The following is a 22,275-nucleotide window of genomic DNA, read 5'->3' as shown; positions in this document are numbered from 1 at the left end:
GAAAAAAAGGGGGAAAGAAAAAAAGGGGTAAAAAAGGGGGGGATAGGGAGAGGGGAGCAAGAGAATCCGGTTCCCCTTCTCCCATGCAAAAAAAGCGAAGCATCCTCTGTCCTCCCTGCTCTTGTAGGGGGGAACGAGGGGGGTAGGGGGGAATGAGGGGGGTGGGAGTTGGGGTTAGGGGATGAGGGGGAAAATGTCGAGGATCAGACAGACACAGCTAAAAACCTTGTCAGCATTGGTTTCCACCTTAAGTTGACACGGATGACGTCGGTGCGCCCCTACCAGTAATGTTCAAAAACAAATGACCAATGACCAATGATTCTTAAAGTGCTTGCGCCCTTAACCACGCTACTGGTAAATAAAGCAACTTCCGCCCCTTAGACACATAAGCCCGTTGCGTAAACACATCATAATTATTACGCTCAATTACATCTAAAATCCCCTGATACAGCATCGTAGCCGCCCAGACGGGCCAACGAGCATCCCGACTCAGCGCCCCAATACCCTTTTCCGCGTAAGTATAAAACTTACGCGCCCGTTGAATTTGGAAGCGCATCAGTTCCTGCCAGCGCTCGTCAACAACTCCCTTAAATAAATCATCTTCGGTATAATTAAATAGCGCCAATTCATCTAATGGCAGATAAATTCGACCCCTTTGTGCATCTTCGCCAACATCGCGCAGGATATTTGTCAACTGTTTAGCAATCCCTAACGCGATCGCTTCCTCTACTGGATTCGTCTCAAATTGACCATTCCAGGACGTTTGACTCCAAGCCAAGTCAAATCCTAGCACTGGACTCGTCATTAACCCCACCGTACCTGCCACACGATAGCAGTACAGCTGAAGTTCTTCAAAGGTTTCATAACGGCTGCGGAATAAGTCCATCCGTTGACCCGCGATCATATCCCGAAACGGTTGAATATCCATCGGGAATCGTTGCAACGTATCCACTAACGCCACATCCGCGTCCTCGATTGGCTGTCCCGCAAAAACCGATTCTAACTGCTGTTCCCAGCGTTCCAAGGTTTCCGGCGTCGTTAAACGGGCTTGGGGACCATCCACCAGTTCATCGGTTCGCCGACACCAGAAATATATTGCCCATATCGCACGACGCTTTTCTTCTGGCATAAGTAAGGTAGCCAGATAAAACGTTTTGGCGTATTTGGCTGTAATCTGACGGCAGATTTCATAAGCCTCAGATTCAGGAACCAGCTTTCTCATGGGCGGAGATTTAGGCAATTGAAGCATTCGTTGCAGGCAATCGGTTAGCTTATTTTGCGATAGGTTACCCACGCCTGACCTCCTGAGCTTGCTACTCACGGCAGCAACGTGGGATGAATCGCTAGTAAATAATGCCCTTCTTAGTGGCATTGCATCCTTGGAGGATGTGGTGTTCTGAGACAATGTTATCCCCAAGTTTTCTGTTCTCAACACTTCCCCTCTCCACAGGGCCGAATGTCAAATCCAAGAACCGCAGTGTTCAGAACTAGAACACGACTTGTCGTAGAGACTTAGCATGCTAGGTCTGTACATTCACCAAGTGCCTATATATTCTGGGATAACGAGCGTGCTTCTGACAAGGGCGAAACACTCAGGCTAATGACAAAGGCTCCTAGAGAAGCCCACACCGTACTCCATCGAATCAGTTTGTGGAGTTGTCATGGGCTAAGGAGTAGATCCTGGGTCAAGTAATAACAGTTGGCGGTCAAAAAGTCATGTCTAGACGTACCTTGGCACGTCTTTCGTATAAAAACGCGGCAGATCACGTCTGTACGTAGAGATGGATAGTGGGATTAGGGTGATCAAGTTTCCTCTCAACCCGCCCCGACAACCTCTTTACTGTCCACTGGCTTAAACACCCTTTGACTTAACCCTCCTGACTCATGACGCCTGACAATCACCTGCGATGTCAGCTTACCAGAAAGTACGGCACCCTCCATACTGGCAAGGTAACGTTGCATGGTGTAATCGCCAGTCAGATAAAAATTGGCGATGGGCGTTTCTTGGGAGGGGCGATGGGCTTGTCGTCCCGGAATGGCTTTGTAAACTGAACGTGGGGTTTTGACGATGTGATACTTGAGCAACTGGGCAGGGGTATCATTGTCAAAATGCTTGGGGAAAAGTTTCTTAAGTTCTGCCAATGTCGCCTCAACAATATCCTGATCGGATTTACCAATCCAATCTTTAGCCGGGGCGAGGACTAATTCCAGCATAGAACGGTCAGGGTTGGCATATTCCCGACAGGTATTGCTCATGTCAGCATAAACTGACAAAAGCGGCGATCGCGAAAATAGTAGATGGTCAATATCTGTTAATTTCCGGTCAAACCACAGATGTAGGTTAATCACCGGAACCCCTTCTAACCCCTCTAGCTTATTGAAAAATTCCATCTCGCGCCAGGATTGAGGCATCATTAACTTTAAGGGATCTACAGGCATTGCCGATACATAAGCATCCGCCGTCAGCACTTCGTCCCCATTTTCACCCCGAATTAAAAATCCCTGTACCGTCTGATCCGGATTGAGTAAAAATTCCTTCACCGGAGCATTTAATCGCACTTCCCCACCCCTTGCCGTAATATAGTCTACCAGGGGTTTACAGAGGCGCTCCGTTGGGGAACCATCCAGGAATGCCATTTTTGACCCATTCTTTTCCTGGAGAAAGCGATTCAGCGCGGTCAACACCACGGTTGCCGAAATTTCATCGGGGTTGATAAAATTAAGGGCTTTCGTCATGGCGATAAAGACTTCCTTTTCTACCCGTGGCGGTACGTTTTGGCGCCCTAACCACTCGGAGAAGGAATATTTATCCATCTGTTCAACATACTTCTGACCATTGATAATGGCTGGAATCAAACCCAAGCCAAACCGGATCTTCTCCGACCAGGTCAGCATATCGTTATTCCGTAGAATCGCAATAATTCCGTTAATCGGCGCCGGTAAATCCGGGAAATCAAACCGAGAGTAGGTACCCGGTTTCTCTGGCTGATTGAAAATCATGGTATGGTCTTTCCACTGTAGCCGATCCTCAATATCTAGCTCCTTAAACAGCCGTAGCATATTGGGATAGGCACCGAAGAAGATATGTAACCCGGTTTCGTACCAGTCCCCATCTTCGTCTTGCCAAGCGGCAACTTTTCCGCCGAGAACGTCCCGACGTTCTAGAACAATAGGGGTGTGACCTGCATCCGTGAGATATTTGGCACAGGAAAGTCCAGCTAAACCCGCTCCAGCGATCGCAACTCGCATCTGATAGTAATACTCTTTAGTTAGGTGCTTGTCGGTGTAATCTGGATTTCATTATACTTTGCAATCCGTTACATTTGGTAAAAACTGTTGCCGACTTCATAGAATTAGCTCCAGGGGCTGTGGGGCTAAAGGGGCTAAAGGGGCTGTGGGGCTAAAGGGGCTGTGGAGAAAAATCTGCTATCTTTAGACCGCAACCTCTGGGGATGGAGAAACCCAACCCTAGGCTCAAGGAAACCTGGCGCGTGAATGTTGAGTTAACTTCCTACCCCATCTCCCCCATCTCCCCCATCTCCCCCACCCCCGTTCCCCGTGTCATCAATGATGAACAAACCGACTCAGCTAATCTACCCTACCGTCGATCTATTCTTGTATGATCTGCGCGATAGTTTCGGTCAATCTCTACATGAATTCAATCAACACCGCCAACAGTTTTGGCAAAAAATCGATCCCAGCTTAGACAATGACCAACTCAGCCAATTAGCCGCCCTAGAAAATCCCGAAGCTGATTATGTTCAACTCTTGGTTAAGGCATTTGAATCTCCCATAGATGGATACTATCGGGTGCTACAACTTGGGGATATTTACGCCCTGCAAGTCAATTGTTCGGGGGACTATAAAGATGCTGAAACCAAACAACCTAATGATGCAACCCAACGCATTGAAACCTTAAGCAAACTCAAGAAAATTATTGCTTCTCACATTAATAATCAATTTAATACTTGGGAACTGCTCCCCACTAAGCAAGGCACAATTGGTCAAACTTGGCTAGTGTCTGTACAAATTGCTGATAGTAATCAAGATCCCAAACAATTGGCTAAAGACTGTTATGAACAACTCACCCCCAATCCTAAATGGATTCCTGAATTTAGAGAACAAGGACGATTGTTGGGAGCAAGGGTATTTGAATATTGGCATTCTCCCGATAATTGGCAGCAAGACTGGACGTCTTTTAGTCAAGAAAACTATCATTTGATAATCTGTATGTTTCCGGCTGGGAAAAAAGTTACAGAAATTCGGCAAAATATGTATGATATTCACTTAGATTTAATCCGCTTATTTAGTTATCGCCATAAAATTATTTGGGCATACTGGCAAAGTCGCTGCCGTACCCAAGAGTTAAAACTTCAGTCCTATGAGATTAGAAGTTTAGTTGCCAGTGTCCGTACCTTGCCAAATCCCATCCCTGCCCAAGGCTTGAATTTAAAAGAACTTCAATCAACCTTAATCCAGACTTTACCCACATTATCGGATTATGCCATGAATTTAAATGACCTAGAGTATTATATGACAACGATTCAGGGAAATTTAGAAAATTATCAAAAGCGGATTCAAAAGCTAGAACGAGAAACAAGCAGCTATTTGAAATTTTTGAACCACTTTAGTGAAGTGGCAAATGAAAAATATCTGCAACAAGTTGCCACGGATGGCGCGACATTTCGTCCAGGATTACCATTGATGGAAAATTTGATTCGGACGATTGGTAGCGTAAGTGGTATTGAACAAACAAAGAGTAATCGCACGTTAAATACGACAGTCGCTTTAATTGGTATCGGATTGATTGTCAGCAGTATTGCTGCGACGGTTTTGGTCGAACAACTGCCCCCCGCCAAAGATACACCCTTCTTTTTCACGACTGTATTTTGGGGAAGTATTAGCACAGGGGTGATAACTGTGGTGATTGCTTTTATCCTTCTGTTTCGCGATCGCAGTTAAATAGTTTTTAACGAATGACAAATGACAAATGACAAATGACAAATGCATATTTAGCTAATCAGTGGTTGCAGCAGGGAATTGAATACTTTAAGATTGGGCGCTACGGGGAATCGATCGCGAGTTTTGATCAGGCTGCCCAATTACACCCCGATATGCCGGAGGTGTGGTTCCATTGGGGAAATACTTTGTTTCATTTGGGATGGTTTGACGCGGCGTTGACGCACTATGAAAAGGCGATTACGTTGAAACCAGATTACTCAGAAGCCTGGTTTAATAAAGGAAATATCCTGTTTAAATTAGGACGCCTAGAGGACGCTTTAGTGAGCTATAACCAAGCGACGCAATTTAATCCTGCTTTGGCAGTGGCTTGGGGAAATCGGGCAAGTACGCTGTATAACTTAGGACAGTATGAGGAGGCTTTAGCTAGTTGTAAACAAGCGACTAGCTGTCAACCGGATTACGTGCAAGCCTGGTATATGCAAGGGTTGGTGTTGATGAATGGGGGACGGAAAGAGGAGGCTTTGGCTAGCTTTAACCAAGCCACAACTTTAAATCCTCATTATCTGGACGCTTGGAAAAATAAAGGTTGGCTACTGTTTAATTTAAACCGTTATACTGAGGCGTTAGATAGTTGGCAACAAGCGGTTTCGCTACAGCCCAATGATTACGAGGTGTGGTTTCAGCAAGGGAATACGTTGTATCGACTAGAACGTTTAGAAGACGCTTTAGCGAGTTATGAGAAAGCGGTTACATTACAACCAAATGCCCCAGAAGCCTGGAACAATCGGGGATTGGTTCTGTTTCATTTAACTCGCTATGCTGAAGCCTTGATAAGCTGCGAAAAGGCAACTAAATTACAACCCAATTACCCAGAAGCTTGGTTTCATCGCGGTAATGCCCTATTTAGCTTAGGGCATTTAGAGGATGCGATCGCGTCTTATGATCAAGCTTTGCAGCTTAAACCCGATGATTACGCCGCCTGGGGTAATCGGGGCAGCGCATTATATAATTTGGGACGGTATCGGGAAGCGGTTTCGAGTTGCCAGAATGCTACCTATTTCAATCCTGATTATGCTGAGGCTTGGTACATGCAGGGAATGGCGCTGATGCAGGGAGAACAACCCAACGCGGCGATCGCCTGTTTGGATAAAGCGACAACCTTGAAACCCGACTATGCCCAAGCCTGGTTTTATCGGGGTCATTTATTATTTCAATTAGGGCATTTAGCAGACGCGATCGCTAGTTGTCAGCAAGCGACGACAATTCAACCCGACTATGTAGATGCTTGGTATATTCAAGGTACTGCCTTAATGCAATTAGAACGTCCCCAAGAGGCGATCGCCTGTTTGGATCGCGTGCTTGAATCCTACCCTGATCGCCCGGAGGCTTGGAAACATCGGGGAACGGTTTTGTGTCAGTTGGAACGCTTAGAGGAAGCGATTAACAGTTTTGATCGGGCAATTACCCTCAAGCCGGACTATTTCCAGGCGTGGTATAATAAAGGGTTAATCCTAATGCATTTAGACCGCCCAGAGGCTGCCATTACCACCTTTGATAACGCCCTAGAACTCCAACCGAAACTGTACCCCGCCTGGGTAAATCGAGGCAATCTATTATTAAATGAAGGGCGCTGGGAAGCTGCGATCGCGAGTTATGATCAAGCCTTAGCCATTCAACCCAATTTTGCTGAAGCCTGGGCGAATCGAGGGATTGCCCTAGAAAGCGTCGGACGCTACCAAGACGCCTTAGAGAGCTATGATAAAGCCTTAGCCCTACAATCTGATGATCCCCAAACCTGGAATCATCACGGAGTTACCCTAATCCAGTTAGGACGTTATCAAGAAGCTTTAATCAGTTTCAGCCACGCCTTAGATCATCAGCCAGATAACCCAGAAACCTGGAATAATCGCGGCTTAGCCTTGGATAATTTAAGGCGGTATGAAGAAGCAATGGTTTGTTTTGAACAAGCGATTGAATTAAAATCTGATTATGCCCAAGCCTGGAACAATCGCGGGTTAGCGTTAAGGAATTTAGGACGAGAAGACGAAGCCATTCTTTCCTTTGATCAGGCATTAGAATTAAAACCAGACTATCCAGAAGCATGGAATAATCGCGGGTTAGCCTTACGGAATTTAGGCAGAGAAGACGAAGCCATCGCGAGTTTTGAACAAGCAAATAAGTAGGTGGGGACAATTACAGTTAACGGTGAGGAGCGTCATTCGTCATTCGTGATTCGTCATACTCCCTCTTTTGAGAATATAGCTGCGTTTATGTAATGACTTGAGGGATATTTACAAAACTTAATATAGGTAAATTTATTGCTACCGACCTACTTATGAAGGATTAGATAAGTTTTTAGTGTATAATGGTTAAAACCTCATGTTTTGAGCAAAACGATGAGATTTATCAATCCCAAAACTGATTACGCATTCAAGAAAATATTTGGTTCCGCTGAAAGCAAAGGCATTTTAATTAGTTTTCTCAATGCCTTGATTTATAACGGCAACTCTACCATTGAAGATTTAGAAATCATCAATCCCAACTTACCACCGAAAGTTGAGGGATTAAAAGATACTTACCTTGATGTCAAAGCTCAACTGAAAAACGGCACACTGGTGATCATTGAAATGCAAGTGCTGAATGTGCAATCCTTTGGGAAGAGAGTCTTGTTCAACGCTGCCAAGACCTATGGCTTTCAACTGCAAAAAGGAGAAGGCTACCGAATGCTTAAACCAGTCATTGCTCTAACCTTGACTGATTTTGAGATGTTCCCTGGTCGCCATCAGTTTACCTCCCGCTTCGTTTATCGAGAAGTATCCGATGGCTATGTTTATCCCGAAAACGATATTGAACTGATTTTTGTTGAATTACCAAAATTTACCAAAGAAATTGAAGAACTAGAAACGATTACTGATAAATGGATTTACTTTATCAAATCAGCGCGATCGCTCGATGAAGTTCCCACAAATATGGACAATATTCCGGAACTCCACCGCGCCTTTGAAATTGCCAATCAAGCCAACCTAACCCTCGAAGAACTAGAAGATTTGGAGCGTCGAGAAATGTTTATTTATGATCAGCAAGGAGCGGTTGCTCTGGGTCGTGAAGAAGGTCGTCAAGAAGGTCGTCAAGAAGGCAAAAAAGAAGAACAACGGGCTATTGCTAAAAAGCTACTCACCCTACTGGATGACGAAGCGATCGCGCTAACAACGGGATTAAGTATGGAAGCCGTTCGAGAACTGCGCGAGAAAGAGTCTGAAAATTTGTAGAACTAAGTACCTGGAAATAATGTTGTACTGTGTACTGTCCCTGAAATGATCCCTAGTGCGATCGCGGATGACCAATAAACTTAAGAATTTAGAAAATCGGCATCAATTTCAGGTAAAGAAGGATTGATACTAATTCCAGAACCGAGTTCAAATCCGGCTGGGGTAGTTAGCCGAGGGCTAATTTGGCAATACCAGTGAACTTGCGGTTCTTCTGCTTTGTAACGGGCAGCGGTATTAATAACATAATTATAATCAGGGTCATTTAGTTTTTTGTATAAGCGAGTCAGGACATTTTGGAGAATTAAAGCAAAATGTGCTTTTTCTATAGCGGAGATACTACCAAAATCTGCCTCATGTTCTTTTGGCATAATCCAAATTTCAAAAGGTACATCAGCGGCAAAAGGCACAAAAGCCAGAAACGATTCATTTTCGGCAATCACTCGTCTGCCGTGATGCCGTTCAAACTCTAAAATATCGCAGTAAACACACCGTTGCCATTGATCATAGTATCGCTGGGCTTCTTGTTCTCGCCAACGGATGTTTTGAGGAACCATACCTGTGACAATCATTTGAGAATGAGGATGACTCAACGATGCACCCGCTTTCATCCCATGATTGCGAAAAATAATTGCCATCATGTTTTTATGGACTTGCATGAGTGAGACGTAGCGCTTGTGATAGGTCTCAATCACAGTTTCTACGTCCTCAATTGACATTGTGGCAATATCTTGATAGTGATCAGGACTTTCAATAATCACTTCATGTTGACCATAACCAGGTATCATTAAATAAATCCCTTTCTGAGATCGAGCTCTATCTTCACTGGGAATTAATGCCGGAAACTTATTCAGTACGACCCTTGTTTGCCAGCCTTTGTGGTGTCGGCTTGGCATCTCCAGAACAATCGACTCAGATTTATGTTCATTGCCGGGACAAAAGGGACAATCTTGGGGTTTAATACCTAAAGATGGTTTTTGGCGACTCTTTTGCTGAAAATCCTGGGGACGCTTACGCCGACTAGGTGCATAAATCACCCATTCTTGCGTTACCTTGTTGAGTCGGATTTGTCCGGATTGCATACTATCTAGACCCTATAATGTACTTTAATAATCGTTGTCCTATAGTTATCGATAGTCGTTCTGAGCGGAATTTTGTCTGATGTCAACTCATTCATTTCGTCTATCTTTCATCATTCAGACATCATTTGTCTGATGTCAACTCATCCGTTGCGTCCATCATTCACTATTCATCATTCAGACAATGTACATCGGCTTTCTTAACCCCCAGGGCAACTTTGACCCAGATGATAGGTATATTACAGAACATCCCGATTTTGGTGGTCAACTGGTTTACGTCAAGCAAGTCGCCCTCGCGATCGCGGCGCAGGGACACAGGGTTGATATTCTCACCCGTCAAATCATCGATCCAGAGTGGGAGGGGTTTGCAGAACCCTTTGATGCTTATTCCGGTGTAGAAAATGTCCGGATTGTCCGCTTACCCGCCGGACCCAAGGAATTTTTACGCAAAGAGTTACTCTGGACTCATCTGGTTCGAGATTGGGTGCCCAATATTCTGAAATTTTATCAAGAACAAGGGGAAATTCCGGACATCATGACCGCCCACTATGCAGATGGGGGACTCGCGGGTCTATTAATTGAAGACCAAACAGGCGTACCCTTCACGTTTACCGCCCATTCCCTTGGCGCCCAGAAGATGGACAAATTAAACGTGACGCCAGAAAATTTGGCACAAATGAACGAGTATTACTTCTTTGGACGCCGTTTAGTGGTAGAACGCCTCAGCATGAATCACTCGGCACTCAACATTACCAACACTCGCCAAGAACGCCTCCAGCAATATAGTCATCCGGCTTATCGGGACGCCGTTGATGTCCATAACGATGCTCGCTTTGCAGTCATTCCACCGGGAGTAGACCCCGCGATGTTTAGTGCTGAGGTTCGCTCCCCCAACGAAGAGGCTACATACCAGTTAGTTCAACAGAAACTAGCGCGAGATCTTGCTGAGTCGCGGCGCGATTTACCCGTAATTTTGGCATCGAGTCGATTAGATCCCAAAAAGAACCTCTTGGGACTTGTCCAAGCTTTTGCCTATAGTCCAACCTTGCAAGAACGAGCCAATATTGTGTTAATTACGGCTGGGTTGGATAATCCCCTACACGAGAAGGTGAAGGATGAACAAACAGAACAAAAGGTAATATCACCAATCCGCCAAGTTGTCAATGACCATAACTTATGGGGCAAAATTAGCGCCTTTTGCGTTCCCGATCAACCCGCCCTAGCCGCAACCTATCGCTTTTTAGCCCAGCGCCGCTCGGTATTTGCCCTACCCTCTCTGTTTGAACCCTTTGGTTTAGCCCCCTTAGAAGCCGCCGCCGCTGGATTACCGGTCGTCGTTACCCAGAATGGGGGAATCACGGAAAGCTTGCATACAGACAATCAAGACTATGGCGTTTTTATTGACCCCGATGATCCGGCGGATATGGCGCGAGGATTGGAGCGGTTAATCTGTAATCAACCCGAATGGCAGAGTTTTTCTCAACTTACTCAGCAACTGGTATTAAATCACTATACTTGGGAGAGTACGGCTCAAGGTTATTTAAACCAAATTGAGCAGATTTTATCGTCACCCAAAACCAATCGTCGAGTACCGCGACTCCCGATTCATCCGTTCTTACGTAATCCCCAACCGGAAAACGATGTTTCTTTGGCTCAATTGAGTCAACTCTACTTTGGCATGACCACATAGTCAGTTTAAATGTTCGTGAACACCAATGGGACTGAAAAGCTTGACTAACCGTTTCCATTAACCCCTTCTTTTCCCAAAAGGGGACTATAAGTTTATTTAATAATTTGTATTGACAAATTCATTTTTTAGGAGGATAATATTAATAAGGTGTCTAGTTTCAACGTCCTTTAGGTGTCTTCATTCAATTGTAAACAGAGATAGTTGAATGCAGGGTGCGAATAATTATAAGACATGAAAATTGCATTAGTGCATGATTATCTGACCCAACGAGGAGGGGCAGAGCGGGTATTTGAACTGCTTTGTAACTACTTCCCAGAAGCAGACATATTTACATCACTATACGATCCGCAGCAAACCATTGAGTTAGGTGATCGCATGGTGAACACCACGCAACTGCAAAACATTCCCGGCGCAACCAAGTACTTCCGACTCTTGGCGCCCTTCTACTATCCAGCGTTTCGGGCATTAGACCTGCAAGATTATGATTTAATCATTAGCAGCACCAGCAGCTTTGCCAAGGGCGTGCGGAAACATCCTGACGCTACCCATATTTGTTTTTGTCATAACGTTACCAGATTTCTCTGGGACACCCAAACCTACCTGCGGGAATACAAAGATTATCGACTCTATTCCCCGGTGATTAAAAAAATCTTTAATCGGCTCAGAAGGTTAGATATCACCTACGCTCAGGAACCTGATCTATATGTTGCCAATTCAACAACGGTGGCTGAGCGCATTCAAACCATCTATGGGAAACCCGCACAAGTCATTCACTATCCAATTAACACCAGCAAGTTTATCTTTGACGATCGCAAGGAGGATTATTTCTATGTTTCTTCCCGCATGATCAGCTACAAACGCATCGATATTATCGTGGAAGCCTTTAATTGGCTAGGGTGGACTTTACTGATTGCAGGGGAAGGACCCGAAAGAGAACGTCTTGAAGCCAAAGCTTTGGGAAACATTAAATTTCTTGGCTATGTGAGTGACAAAGAGCGTAAGCAATATCTGTCGAAAGCACAGGGGGTAATTATTGCAGCATTAGAAGACTATGGATTAGTTCCCATTGAAGCCAACACCAGTGGCACCCCGGTGATTGCTTATGGTGCAGGAGGAGTAATCGATACCCAAATCCCAGGCAAAACGGGCGTATTTTTCAACAAACAAACCCCAGAAGCCATCCATGCCGCCTTAATTGAATTCAATCAACTAACATGGGATTATGCCCAGATTCGTCATTATGCTCTGAGTAAGTTCTCAGAAGCTGTATTTTTTGGCAAAGTGACACAACTGATGGAGCAGGTGTGTCAACTACCGCACACCAACCCTAGGGGGTATGGTGTGGGCTTTAATGAGCCTGTTGACCAGACGGCTAGCTCTTGCTAGCAGCCGTTAAGACTAAGAGTTAACGTTCGTACCAAAGAATGCGTGCCAGTTCTTTGCTCTACAACTAGCAAGTTAAACAGCTCATTCGGAAAAGGCAGTGCTTGCTAGAAAGTACCGAGTCTTAACACCGTCGAGGCAAACTTTACCAGTAATGAGTGACTCAAAGTAATGTTCTAGATAAAAATCTCAATCCTCTTGACCCCTGCCAGCGGCAATTCTCCAGACGCTAAACCCTTGGCGGTACTCGCTGCGCTTGATATAACCGAGGCGGTTATAGCGTCCGCCCCCTTGCCGCATTTTAGGTGGATTTAGACCGGATCATTCTCTCTCATTTATCCATTCCAGTTGAGCAATCGTGACAGTGACATCAAATAGTACCCAGGGAGCAGATACCGATTTTGGTTACGGGCAACTGTTTGCCATTCTAGTCCGCCGACGCTTTTGGTTTTTCGGTGTATTTTGTGGGATTTTGGCGATCGCGATTCCTCTGTCGCTGACCAAAACGCTTACCTACCGGAGTTCCATGCAGCTATTGGTTGAGCCTTATTTTAAAGAAAATAATCAAAATAGACAACCGGCTTTTGAAGATCAGGTTAAGGACTCGAATCTAGAAGTAGACTATGCCACCCAGTTAAACCTGATGAGGAGTACTCAACTTCTGCAACAAGCCGTGGATTTGCTCCACCCGCGATACCCAAACCTTGAGGTGGAAGCGCTTAAGGAATCGTTGACGGTTACCCGGAAGCAGGAGGGCAAAACAGAGACCAAGATTGTGCAAGTGGATTATACCAGCAATGATCCAGTTAAAACCCAAAACGTCTTAGAAGCGATTCAAAAGGTTTATCAGGAGTTCAGCCTCCAGCAGCAGCAACAACGCATCGCCGAAGGTTTAGCGTTTATCAATAACCAGTTACCCACGGCACGACAGAGCGTCAGCCAAGCAGAGCAAGCCCTAGAACAATTTCGCCAAACCCAAAACCTGATTGATCCGCAGCAGCAAGCCACAACGGTGACACAAAGGCTGAACACGATTAAGCAAGAGCGAGAGGCAATTAACGCTCAGTCACAAGAAACAAGGGCGCGTTATCAGGAACTACAACAACAACTGGCACGTTCTCCCCAAAAGGCACTCACCGCTTCCCGCTTAAGTGAGTCATCCCGTTACCAAACCCTGCTGGATGAACTGCAAAAGACAGAACTCGCCTTAGCAGAGCAACGGGTGAGATTTACCGATGCCGAACCCAGTGTACAGAACCTGCTGAAACAGCGTCAGCGCCAGCAGGAACTGTTGCAAGCAGAAGCCAATCGGGTATTAGGAGAAGTGCGAGTAGAAACAACAGAAAGCTTAGAGAAAGCTGGACAGTTGGGAGATACAGACTTGGAGCTTTCACGCCAGCTTGTGGAAGCTAAAACATCTCTGGAAGCCCTAGAAGCAAGGGATCAGAGTTTGGCACAAACTCAGCAGCAACTCCAAGGGCAACTCAGTCGCTTTCCCCAACTGATAGCGGAGTACGAACGCCTGCAACCCGAAGTGCAAGTTGAACGCAATACCCTGCAAAAACTCCTCGAAGCCCGACAGGAGTTAAGCATTGAAATCGCTAGGGGGGGATTTAAATGGCAAGTGGTGGAAGCTCCCCAGTTGGGCAAGAAAATGGGACCTAACAGGAAGCAGGATTTGATGTTGGCTGTGGTGGTTGGGTTTTTCTTGGGTGGAATGGCTGCTTTTGGACGGGAAGCGCTAGATGATGCCGTGCATACCTCAGATCAGTTGAAGCAAAAGGTGGCACTGCCTTTATTGGGTATCTTACCCCAATTGCCGCGCTTGAGTACCAATGGACGGCTGATGCACTTTCCCTTCAGTAAGTCACCCACTCCTGAACCGGAAACGCTCCCCATGCTGCAATCTTTGCCCTTGCGGGAATCGTTAGATCTGATTTATAAACATATCCAATTTCTAAATGCTGATGCCATACTCAAGTCTCTGGTTGTCACCTCCGCCCTACCTGGTGAGGGGAAGTCCACGTTTGTATTGGGTTTAGCATTTAGTGCCGCTCGCTTACACCAACGGGTACTCTTAGTTGATGCGGATTTGCGCCGTCCAACACTGCACCAACAGCTTCACTTGTCTAATGCTCAAGGACTGGCAACCCTACTTGCTGATCAAACCCTAGAGTTCGAGCCGCAACAGCTTTCCCTATTCGGTGTCGAGATTGAGGTGTTAACGGCTGGACCAACGCCACCCGATCCGGTTAAGTTACTCGGTTCTCGACGAATGAAGCAATTAATGGCAACCTTTGAACAGCGTTATGACTTGGTTTTACTTGATACTCCGCCAGTTCTGGGCATTGTCGATGCCATGCAAGCGGCTTCCTTTTGTCGGGGTGTGGTATTGGTTGCCCGCTTAGATCGGGTGACACAATCAGAATTGATGGAGGCAACCAATCTGCTCAGTCCCTTAAACGCGATCGGTGTGGTGGCAAATGGTGCTAGTAGTTATACAAATCGTTATGTTGCTTATGCTCAGCAGAGTAAAAGTCAATTACTAGACCTTAACTAAGTGTTATTGCTTATTGGGTAGTGGCTGGACTATCGGACATAGGACACCGATTCTTTTATTAATTCGCCCGCATCTAAGGGTTACTATAGTGCGTTTCAATGAGTTGTGAAATAGTTGTGAAATAGCAAGTATTGCTGGGCAAGGTTTTCCGTCTCATCTGTTTTCATGAATCATTGAGACTGGCTATAATTCCAGATGTTCTTCATGTAATTTTCATCTAGGCTTCATCGAATCTTTACAATACACTGAAGCAAAAATGTTTTTATTCAATTAAGATTATTATACGATCGAAATAAAAATTTTTTTCTGTCGGCAAGTGCCAAGAGGGTCATCTACTCATAAATACTAATGATCAAATCCCAAGTTTTATTTAAGACTTCAACTTTTACTCACCAGCAAAAGACAGAACGTTGTCCACACTCGTGTATGCTGAAGTGGCGACAGAATAAATTGCTGGTCAGGCGTGGGGATGTAGCCAACCATCCATGTCTGAGTACGCTTGAGAATGAGCAACGGTTAACTGAATGTTTAAAACGTTCCCCAGTCAAACTCGTTTCCTTAGATTACGAACTAGGAGAGACTCAACTCAATCGTTGGGCGGATGCTTGTGAGCAAGCGGGGAAGCCCGTCTTTCTGCGAATTCCTTCTCTTCGGGAATTACCGAGAAAGCGCCGTCCCCTAAATTGGTTTCTCAAGCGTATTATTGACGTACTTGCTGCTTCTTTCTTATTACTTGTGTTGAGTCCCATCCTGCTGCTATTAGCATTTTGGGTTCGCATGTCCTCGCCAGGACCGATTTTCTTCAAGCAATGGCGGATTGGGAAACGGGGCAGGTTTTTCCGGATTCTCAAGTTTCGCACCATGGTGGTGGATGCCGAGAAGCAGCACCATCAAGTGATGGGTGATATGCCAGGATTACACAAGCGCGAAGATGACCCCCGTGTGACCCCTCTAGGGCGTTGGATGCGAAAGTATAGCTTGGATGAATTACCCCAATTAGTTAATGTGGTACGGGGTGAACTCAGCTTAGTTGGACCCCGCCCCTGGGCTTTGTATGATGCTGTACGGCTGAGCCCTGAAGGAAGGCGGCGGTTGAATGCACGACCTGGAATCACGGGAAGTTGGCAGGTAGAAGCTAGGTCAACTCTGCTGGATTTAGAAACAGTTAATCATTGGGATCTCGACTATCTCCGTCGTTGGTCAGTGCGGCAGGATCTGATGCTGCTGTTGAAAACAGTTCCCAAGGTACTCTCAGGTTTTGGCGCTTACTAGATGAGGCGGGCTGCAACTATTTACCCGTAAAAAACTTGACCCTGCGTCTGTTGTCGTCTTGAATGTTTTTGCTAGCATCGAGAGGCTCCAAACCTAACCCTAGTCTAACCCTGCTGTTCATCAAATACCCATGCTCCTAAAGGTTCCTAACCCAATCCGCAATTTCCTGAAAACCACAAAATTTTGGCAGGATAATGCTTTTATATTTCGGGAGTTTAAAAACTTTCGCCGAATTGCTGTTCTGGCTGTGGTGTTTACATTACTGGCGGCAATTTTTGAAGGATTCGGAGTCGGGTTTATCCTTTCCTTCTTACAAAGTTTTACCAGCCCAGAGGCTGAGCCAGTTAAAACGGGAATTGAGTGGCTTGATGTTTGGGTATTAGCGGTCAATGCACCCGCTAGGGAACGACTCTATCGGGTATCTGCTCTGATTTTACTGGTTACTTGGCTGCGATGTGGGTTGACCTACTTAGGACTGGTTTATAGTAAGATTGCTCAGATTAATCTCATTGATGGGCTGCGAAAGCAAATGTTTGAACAGCTTCAAGGATTGAGTCTGAGATATTTTTCTAAGACTCGTTCGGGTGAACTGCTCAATAGTTTAACGACTGAGATTGAGCAAATTAAACAGTCGTTTGAGGTGATGGCTTTTCTGTTTACTCGGGGTTCAACCCTAGTGGCTTATATCATCTCAATGGTGTTGATATCCTGGCAATTGACGATCATTTCCTTGATGTTGTTTACGCTGCTTTCCGTTGGAGTATCAACATTGATTGCTAGGGTACGAGAAGCCAGCTTTGAACGGTCAAAAGCCAATGGAATGTTTGTCGCCACAGCCGTTGAATTTATCAGCGGAATTCGCACGGTTCACGCCTTTGCTACCCAGGATTTTGAACGCAGGCGTTTTTATGGTGCCAGTTCAGAAATTGTCAATACGATGACCAAAATCGTGAAAGCGAGTAATTTGGTCGGACCGCTTTCCGAGGGGATGTCCATTACAATTATTATTGGGATGTTGCTGTTTGCTTTTACGACGTTTATTCCCAATAATCAGCTACAACCAGCTTCATTTTTGACGTTCTTATTTGTCTTGTTTCGCCTAATGCCCATTGTGCGTCAGTTCAATGGAACTCGAGCAAAACTCGGTGATTTTCAAGGGTCACTGAATAATATCAAAGAGTTACTCAGGAGTGACAATAAACCCTATTTTAAAGATGGAACCGTTCAGTTTAAAGGCTTACAGCGAGGGATTGAGTTTGTCGGTGTAGATTTTGGGTATGAGGCGGATAATCTTGTATTACATAACGTTACGCTAACCATTGAACGAGGAAAGACGACGGCTTTGGTGGGGGCGTCTGGTGCGGGTAAAACCACCTTAGCGGATCTAATTCCCCGATTCTATGATCCAACACAGGGAAAGGTTTTGTTGGATGGCATCGATTTGCGGGAATTTGACATTAATTCTTTACGTCGTCGGCTAGCGATTGTTAGCCAAGACACGTTTATTTTTAATACGTCAGTTCGCAATAATATCGCTTACGGCACAGAAGGAGCCGATGAGACTGCCATTCGGGAAGCGGCTCGTTTAGCCAATGCCTTGGAGTTTATCGAAGAAATGCCCGAAGGGTTGGACACCCGTTTAGGCGATCGCGGAGTGAGGTTATCAGGGGGACAACGACAACGGATTGCGATCGCGCGAGCTCTGCTGCGTAACCCAGATATTCTGATTCTGGATGAAGCCACGAGTGCTTTAGACTCAGTGTCAGAGCGGCTGATTCAGGAGTCATTAGAGCAGCTTTCAGTGGGAAGAACCGTGATTGCGATCGCTCATCGGTTATCGACGATTATGCGGGCGGATAAAGTTGTGGTGCTTGAGCAAGGGCAGATTGTGGAGCAGGGAGGATATCAGGAGTTGTTGGAGAAGCGGGGTAAGCTTTGGAATTATCACCAAATACAACACGAATTGGGGCAAATCAGATAGGAGATCAGTTAATTTTATGGTACTTCCTAATTTTTTGATTATCGGTGCGGCTAAAGCGGGAACTAGCTCTCTCTATTACTATCTTCAACAACACCCGCAAATTTATATGAGTCCGGTTAAAGAACCCAAATTCTTTGCCTTAGAGGGGGAACCCCTTGATTTTCAAGGTCCGGATCAAGGAATAAATCGAACCTCTAGAACCAGTTTTGCTGCCTACAGCGAACTGTTTCAGGATGTGTCCGATGAGATTGCGATCGGTGAAGCTTCCCCGATCTATCTTTACAGCCCTAAAGCAGCAACAAAGATAAAGCACTACCTCCCCAATGTAAAGCTCATCGCCATCCTGCGTCATCCCGTTGATCGGGCTTTCTCAAGTTTTGCCCACTTAGTTCGAGAAGGCTATGAAACCCTTTCCTTTGCCGAGGCTTTAAGAGAGGAGCCAATCCGGATACAGCAGAAATGGGCACCCCTTTTTTACTATAAGCAAAAAGGATTCTATTATGATCAGCTCAAGCGCTACTATGATACATTTGAGCGATCGCAGCTCAAACTCTACCTTTATGAAGATCTGGCGGCAAACTCAACGGCTGTCGTCCAAGATATTTTTAGATTTCTGGGTGTACATGATACATTTACCCCTGACTTAAGTCGAAAAAATATATCGGGCGTTCCTAAAAGTAGGCTGTTGTATTCTCTGTTTAATCGAGACAACCCGATCAAGTCGGCGTTTAAACCGTTTTTACCGGAACAGCTCCGTCGAAATATTGCGGAAACGTTTGATAAACAAAACTTAGGAGCGAAACCTATTTTATCGCCAGAGGATCGCCAAGACTTGATAAAACTATACAAAGAAGATATTTTAAAGCTTCAGGATCTGATCCAACGAGACCTTTCTGACTGGATAACATGAATAACTTTTTGTCCTGAATATAAAAAATGCATCTAAATAATGATTAAGCGTTTAAAGACTAAATATCCACTATTGACTATTCGTACATTAGCTTTAGTAATTTGTACAGCTATCTTAGTGATTGGCATTAACTATATCGTTGGGCAACCTGCCAATGAAGAATTAAATCTTTATACAGAAAACAAAACCTGGTTTACTTCCCGTCCTTTACTAACCCATGAGTTTAGATTATTTGACTTAGGCGTTGTTGATGTTAATTCTGACAAAAATTTAGATATCTTCACGTCTAATCATAATCATGGTCAGTTACTCTTGCTGGGTGAAGGCAATGGAGAATTTACCAAAAATAGGATATCGTCGTTGCGACTGGATCAAGACTACGATTTTCCTGGTCTGGAATATTCGGGAACTGAGCCTAAAATTAGTAAACCAGGTATCTATATTTACTGGAAAGACAGAAGCTTAATTATAAAAAACAATAAAAATAATAATTCAATTCAAGGAATTATTAAATTATCTTCTCCCCTAAACATCAAAGAAAACAAGCAATTTGATGTCAATGTCACCGAAGACAAACTTGCTTCCGGAGCCATTGTGTCAACCTTGGAATTTAAAAGTGAAAACAAGGACAGTAAACTCGTCTTTACACCTCATAACGTTAGCCTGCCGATCACGTTCCAGCTAGATAATGACCTTCCTATAGATAGCGTGTTTGTGGGCAATCAATTTGTCAATCCCAAGTCCCACGAATTCTCCTTATATTTAAGAGATCGTCACGGTATGGCTTGGGCAGACTATGATGCAGAAGGCATGGTTGATGTTTTCATCGTGCGCGGGGGTCTCAAGGGGAGAATGGATAAAATTCCGGAGAGGTTCAGCGATGAATTATTAGTTGATCAGGGTAACCAAACTTTTCAAGATATTACTGCTCAATCAGGAATTGTCAAGGATGGCTGTCCAGCTTTACAGACGGCTTGGGTGGATTTTAATGCAGATAATCGTCTCGATATTTACACGGTATGCTATCAAGCGGCTGGTCGAACGGCTACGTTTCCCAATCAGCTTTACCGTCAGGATTCTGATGGTAAGTTTGTGAACGTGGCTAGCCAAACTAATCTGGATTTTCCTAACATGGGAATCTTTGCCTGGTTAGATGCGGATAGAGATAGAGATATTGATTTATTTTGGGTCGATGAAAAAGCGTTTTGGTTATATGTCAATGATTCTGGACAATTTAAACCTCAGTTAATTGGTTCAAATCCCGGAAGTGTGATTGAGAGATTTGAGGATAGCAATAAATTGACAGTTGCTGACTATGATGCAGATGGCGATTTAGATGTATTTTTTGCCTCACCCAACGCCAATACCTTATTAATCAATAATCGCGGGACTTATGAAGTGGTTGAACCCCAGCAAGTCGGACTCCCAACTCAAGCTTTGACGGCTAACTGGGTAGATTACGATAACGACGGTTTAACCGATTTACATCTAATACCTGGTGGGTTATATCGCCAAGATCAAGACCACAAATTTACAGCCACTCAGATGCTAGAAGTGAAATCCCCTGAATTACTGGAGTCCCGCGCCACTTGGCTTGATGCCGATAACGATGGCGATCGCGATTTACTTTTAGCCACACGGTATCACGATTCTATCCTGAATCGGTTCGTCAAAAAAGTATTTTCCCAATCCGCTTTACCCTCGTTCTGGCAAGTGAAGCTGTATTCCAATATCGGTGCGACAAATCATTGGCTACAAATTAAACTCATTGGACCGCCTAAAAATCGCCAAGCCATTGGTTCTCATGTTGAGGTGGTTACGTCTGACGGGGTTCAAATTCAAGCCGTTGGTCAAGCGGAAGGGTCGCACTTTTCTCAGGGACATTATCGGTTGTACTTTGGGTTAAGAGAAAGTCCTCAAGTAGATTCTATAAAGATAGTTTGGTCGGAGGGTGAGTTGCAGGAAATTAAAAATCCGCCCATTGACCAGTTGTTAATCATTGAAAAAGCTTAAGGAGAAAATGAAAATGGTCATGCCTAATTTTATAATTATCGGTGCGGCTAAAGCTGGAACCAGTTCGCTTTATTCCTACTTAAAGCAGCATCCTCAGATTTATATGAGTCCGATTAAGGAACCGAGATTTTTTGCCTTAGAAGGTGAGACCCTTGATTTTCAAGGTCCAGCACAGGGAATAAATAGTCGTTCAGTGACTCAGATTGAGGACTATTGCCGCCTTTTTCAGGGTGTTACCAATGAGATAGCGATTGGTGAGGCGTCTACATTGTACCTGCACAGTCAGAAGGCGATCGCACGGATCAAGCACTACATCCCTAAGGTTAAATTAATCGCCATTCTTCGCGATCCAGCCGAGCGAGCTTTTTCTAGTTATTTGCATTTAGTTCGGGATGGTTACGAAACACTTTCTTTTGCCGAGGGACTGGAAGCAGAAGAAAGCAGAATCAGAGAGAAATGGCAGCCGCTTTGGTATTATAAGCAGCGAGGATTTTATGCCGATTGGATTAAGCAATATTTTGCTGCGTTTGAACAAGATCAGATCAAGATTTACCTGTATGATGATTTGGTAGATGACAGCAGTGCTGTGGTTAAAGATATTTATCAGTTTCTGGGTGTCGATGATGACTTTACACCCGAATTAACCAGAGAGAATGTATCAGGGATTCCTAAAAATAAGGTTTTACAAACAATTCTGACTAAAAAAAATCCGATTAAATCTGCGCTTAAGCCTTTACTGCCTAAAAAAATCCGTCAAAGCCTTAACCGAAGTATCACTCAGAAGAATCTGGGCAAAAAAACAATTATAGACTCTGACATCAGAAAAAAATTAGTTGATATGTATAAACCGGATATTGTCAACCTTCAAACCCTTCTAGGGCGAGATCTGGCTAAGTGGATGAAATAATTGAGTAGATTATAGCGGTTTCCAAGCATGTAGGGGCGCAAGGCTTGCGCCCTTACCCAAGGCTTGCGCCCTTACCCAAGGCTTGCGCCCTTACCCAAGGCTTGCGCCCTTACCCAAGGCTTGCGCCCTTACCGATGTACCGCATCAGACCATAAATTTCTATAGAAGTATTGAGATAAAGTTTTGATGAAGTTTAAACATTTACTTGATTTTGCTTTTTTGAAAGGGTTAACATAAAAATTAATCTAGAAC

At 44.7% G+C, this 22,275-nt stretch carries 14 protein-coding genes; 11 read left to right on the top strand and 3 right to left on the bottom strand.

Features of this window, described 5'->3' with window-relative positions:
* Window positions 1-322: 322 nt before the first annotated feature.
* Window positions 323-1,249: a 15-cis-phytoene synthase CrtB gene (gene crtB, locus RLO19_RS08900; protein WP_446355655.1), complete on the bottom strand. Its 927-nt coding sequence runs from the start codon at window positions 1,247-1,249 to the stop codon at window positions 323-325.
* Window positions 1,250-1,815: 566 nt separating this feature from the next.
* Window positions 1,816-3,249 (bottom strand): 15-cis-phytoene desaturase, encoded by a 1,434-nt coding sequence (gene pds, locus RLO19_RS08895; protein WP_446355648.1) that lies wholly within the window; start codon window positions 3,247-3,249, stop codon window positions 1,816-1,818.
* A 318-nt stretch (window positions 3,250-3,567) separates the two neighbouring features.
* On the opposite strand from pds, the gene RLO19_RS08890 reads away from it, so the two are divergent.
* From RLO19_RS08890 to RLO19_RS08880, 3 genes are all read left to right on the top strand, one after another.
* Complete coding sequence (locus tag RLO19_RS08890; protein WP_446355646.1) at window positions 3,568-4,962, top strand: DUF308 domain-containing protein; 1,395 nt, start codon at window positions 3,568-3,570, stop codon at window positions 4,960-4,962.
* A gap of 35 nt (window positions 4,963-4,997) precedes the next feature.
* Window positions 4,998-7,145, top strand: coding sequence for a tetratricopeptide repeat protein (locus RLO19_RS08885; protein ID WP_446355644.1), 2,148 nt, complete (start codon window positions 4,998-5,000; stop codon window positions 7,143-7,145).
* A gap of 213 nt (window positions 7,146-7,358) precedes the next feature.
* Window positions 7,359-8,231: an Rpn family recombination-promoting nuclease/putative transposase gene (locus RLO19_RS08880; protein WP_446355642.1), complete on the top strand. Its 873-nt coding sequence runs from the start codon at window positions 7,359-7,361 to the stop codon at window positions 8,229-8,231.
* Between the two features lie 80 nt (window positions 8,232-8,311).
* Here RLO19_RS08880 and galT read toward each other — a convergent pair whose 3' ends face one another.
* On the bottom strand, window positions 8,312-9,310 hold the full coding sequence (gene galT / locus RLO19_RS08875; RefSeq protein ID WP_446355640.1) for a galactose-1-phosphate uridylyltransferase: 999 nt from the start codon (window positions 9,308-9,310) through the stop codon (window positions 8,312-8,314).
* A gap of 181 nt (window positions 9,311-9,491) precedes the next feature.
* Between galT and RLO19_RS08870 the strand changes: the two genes are divergently transcribed.
* The 8 genes from RLO19_RS08870 (at window position 9,492) to RLO19_RS08835 (ending at window position 22,023) form a co-directional block, all read left to right on the top strand.
* Window positions 9,492-10,997, top strand: coding sequence for a glycosyltransferase (locus tag RLO19_RS08870; RefSeq protein ID WP_446355638.1), 1,506 nt, complete (start codon window positions 9,492-9,494; stop codon window positions 10,995-10,997).
* Window positions 10,998-11,228: 231 nt separating this feature from the next.
* Window positions 11,229-12,383, top strand: coding sequence for a glycosyltransferase (locus RLO19_RS08865; RefSeq protein WP_446355637.1), 1,155 nt, complete (start codon window positions 11,229-11,231; stop codon window positions 12,381-12,383).
* A gap of 355 nt (window positions 12,384-12,738) precedes the next feature.
* Complete coding sequence (locus RLO19_RS08860) at window positions 12,739-14,940, top strand: GumC family protein (RefSeq protein ID WP_446355636.1); 2,202 nt, start codon at window positions 12,739-12,741, stop codon at window positions 14,938-14,940.
* Window positions 14,941-15,288: 348 nt separating this feature from the next.
* Window positions 15,289-16,212 carry a heterocyst development glycosyltransferase HepC gene (gene hepC / locus RLO19_RS08855; RefSeq protein WP_446355634.1) on the top strand — a complete coding sequence of 308 codons (924 nt, stop codon included), beginning with the start codon at window positions 15,289-15,291 and terminating at the stop codon, window positions 16,210-16,212.
* Between the two features lie 130 nt (window positions 16,213-16,342).
* The gene (hepA, locus tag RLO19_RS08850) at window positions 16,343-18,193 is read left to right on the top strand and encodes a heterocyst formation ABC transporter subunit HepA (RefSeq protein ID WP_446355632.1); all 1,851 of its coding nucleotides are present in this window, start codon (window positions 16,343-16,345) and stop codon (window positions 18,191-18,193) included.
* A gap of 16 nt (window positions 18,194-18,209) precedes the next feature.
* Entirely contained in the window at window positions 18,210-19,103 is an 894-nt protein-coding gene (locus RLO19_RS08845; protein ID WP_446355631.1) for a sulfotransferase family protein, read from the top strand.
* Between the two features lie 39 nt (window positions 19,104-19,142).
* Window positions 19,143-21,116, top strand: coding sequence for a CRTAC1 family protein (locus RLO19_RS08840; RefSeq protein WP_446355629.1), 1,974 nt, complete (start codon window positions 19,143-19,145; stop codon window positions 21,114-21,116).
* Between the two features lie 19 nt (window positions 21,117-21,135).
* Entirely contained in the window at window positions 21,136-22,023 is an 888-nt protein-coding gene (locus tag RLO19_RS08835; RefSeq protein ID WP_446355627.1) for a sulfotransferase family protein, read from the top strand.
* Window positions 22,024-22,275: the final 252 nt, after the last annotated feature.

Origin of the sequence: Coleofasciculus sp. G2-EDA-02 (genome assembly GCF_040226375.1) — a bacterium.
GTDB lineage: Bacteria > Cyanobacteriota > Cyanobacteriia > Cyanobacteriales > Coleofasciculaceae > Coleofasciculus.
This window is presented reverse-complemented; position numbering and strand designations above follow the sequence as displayed.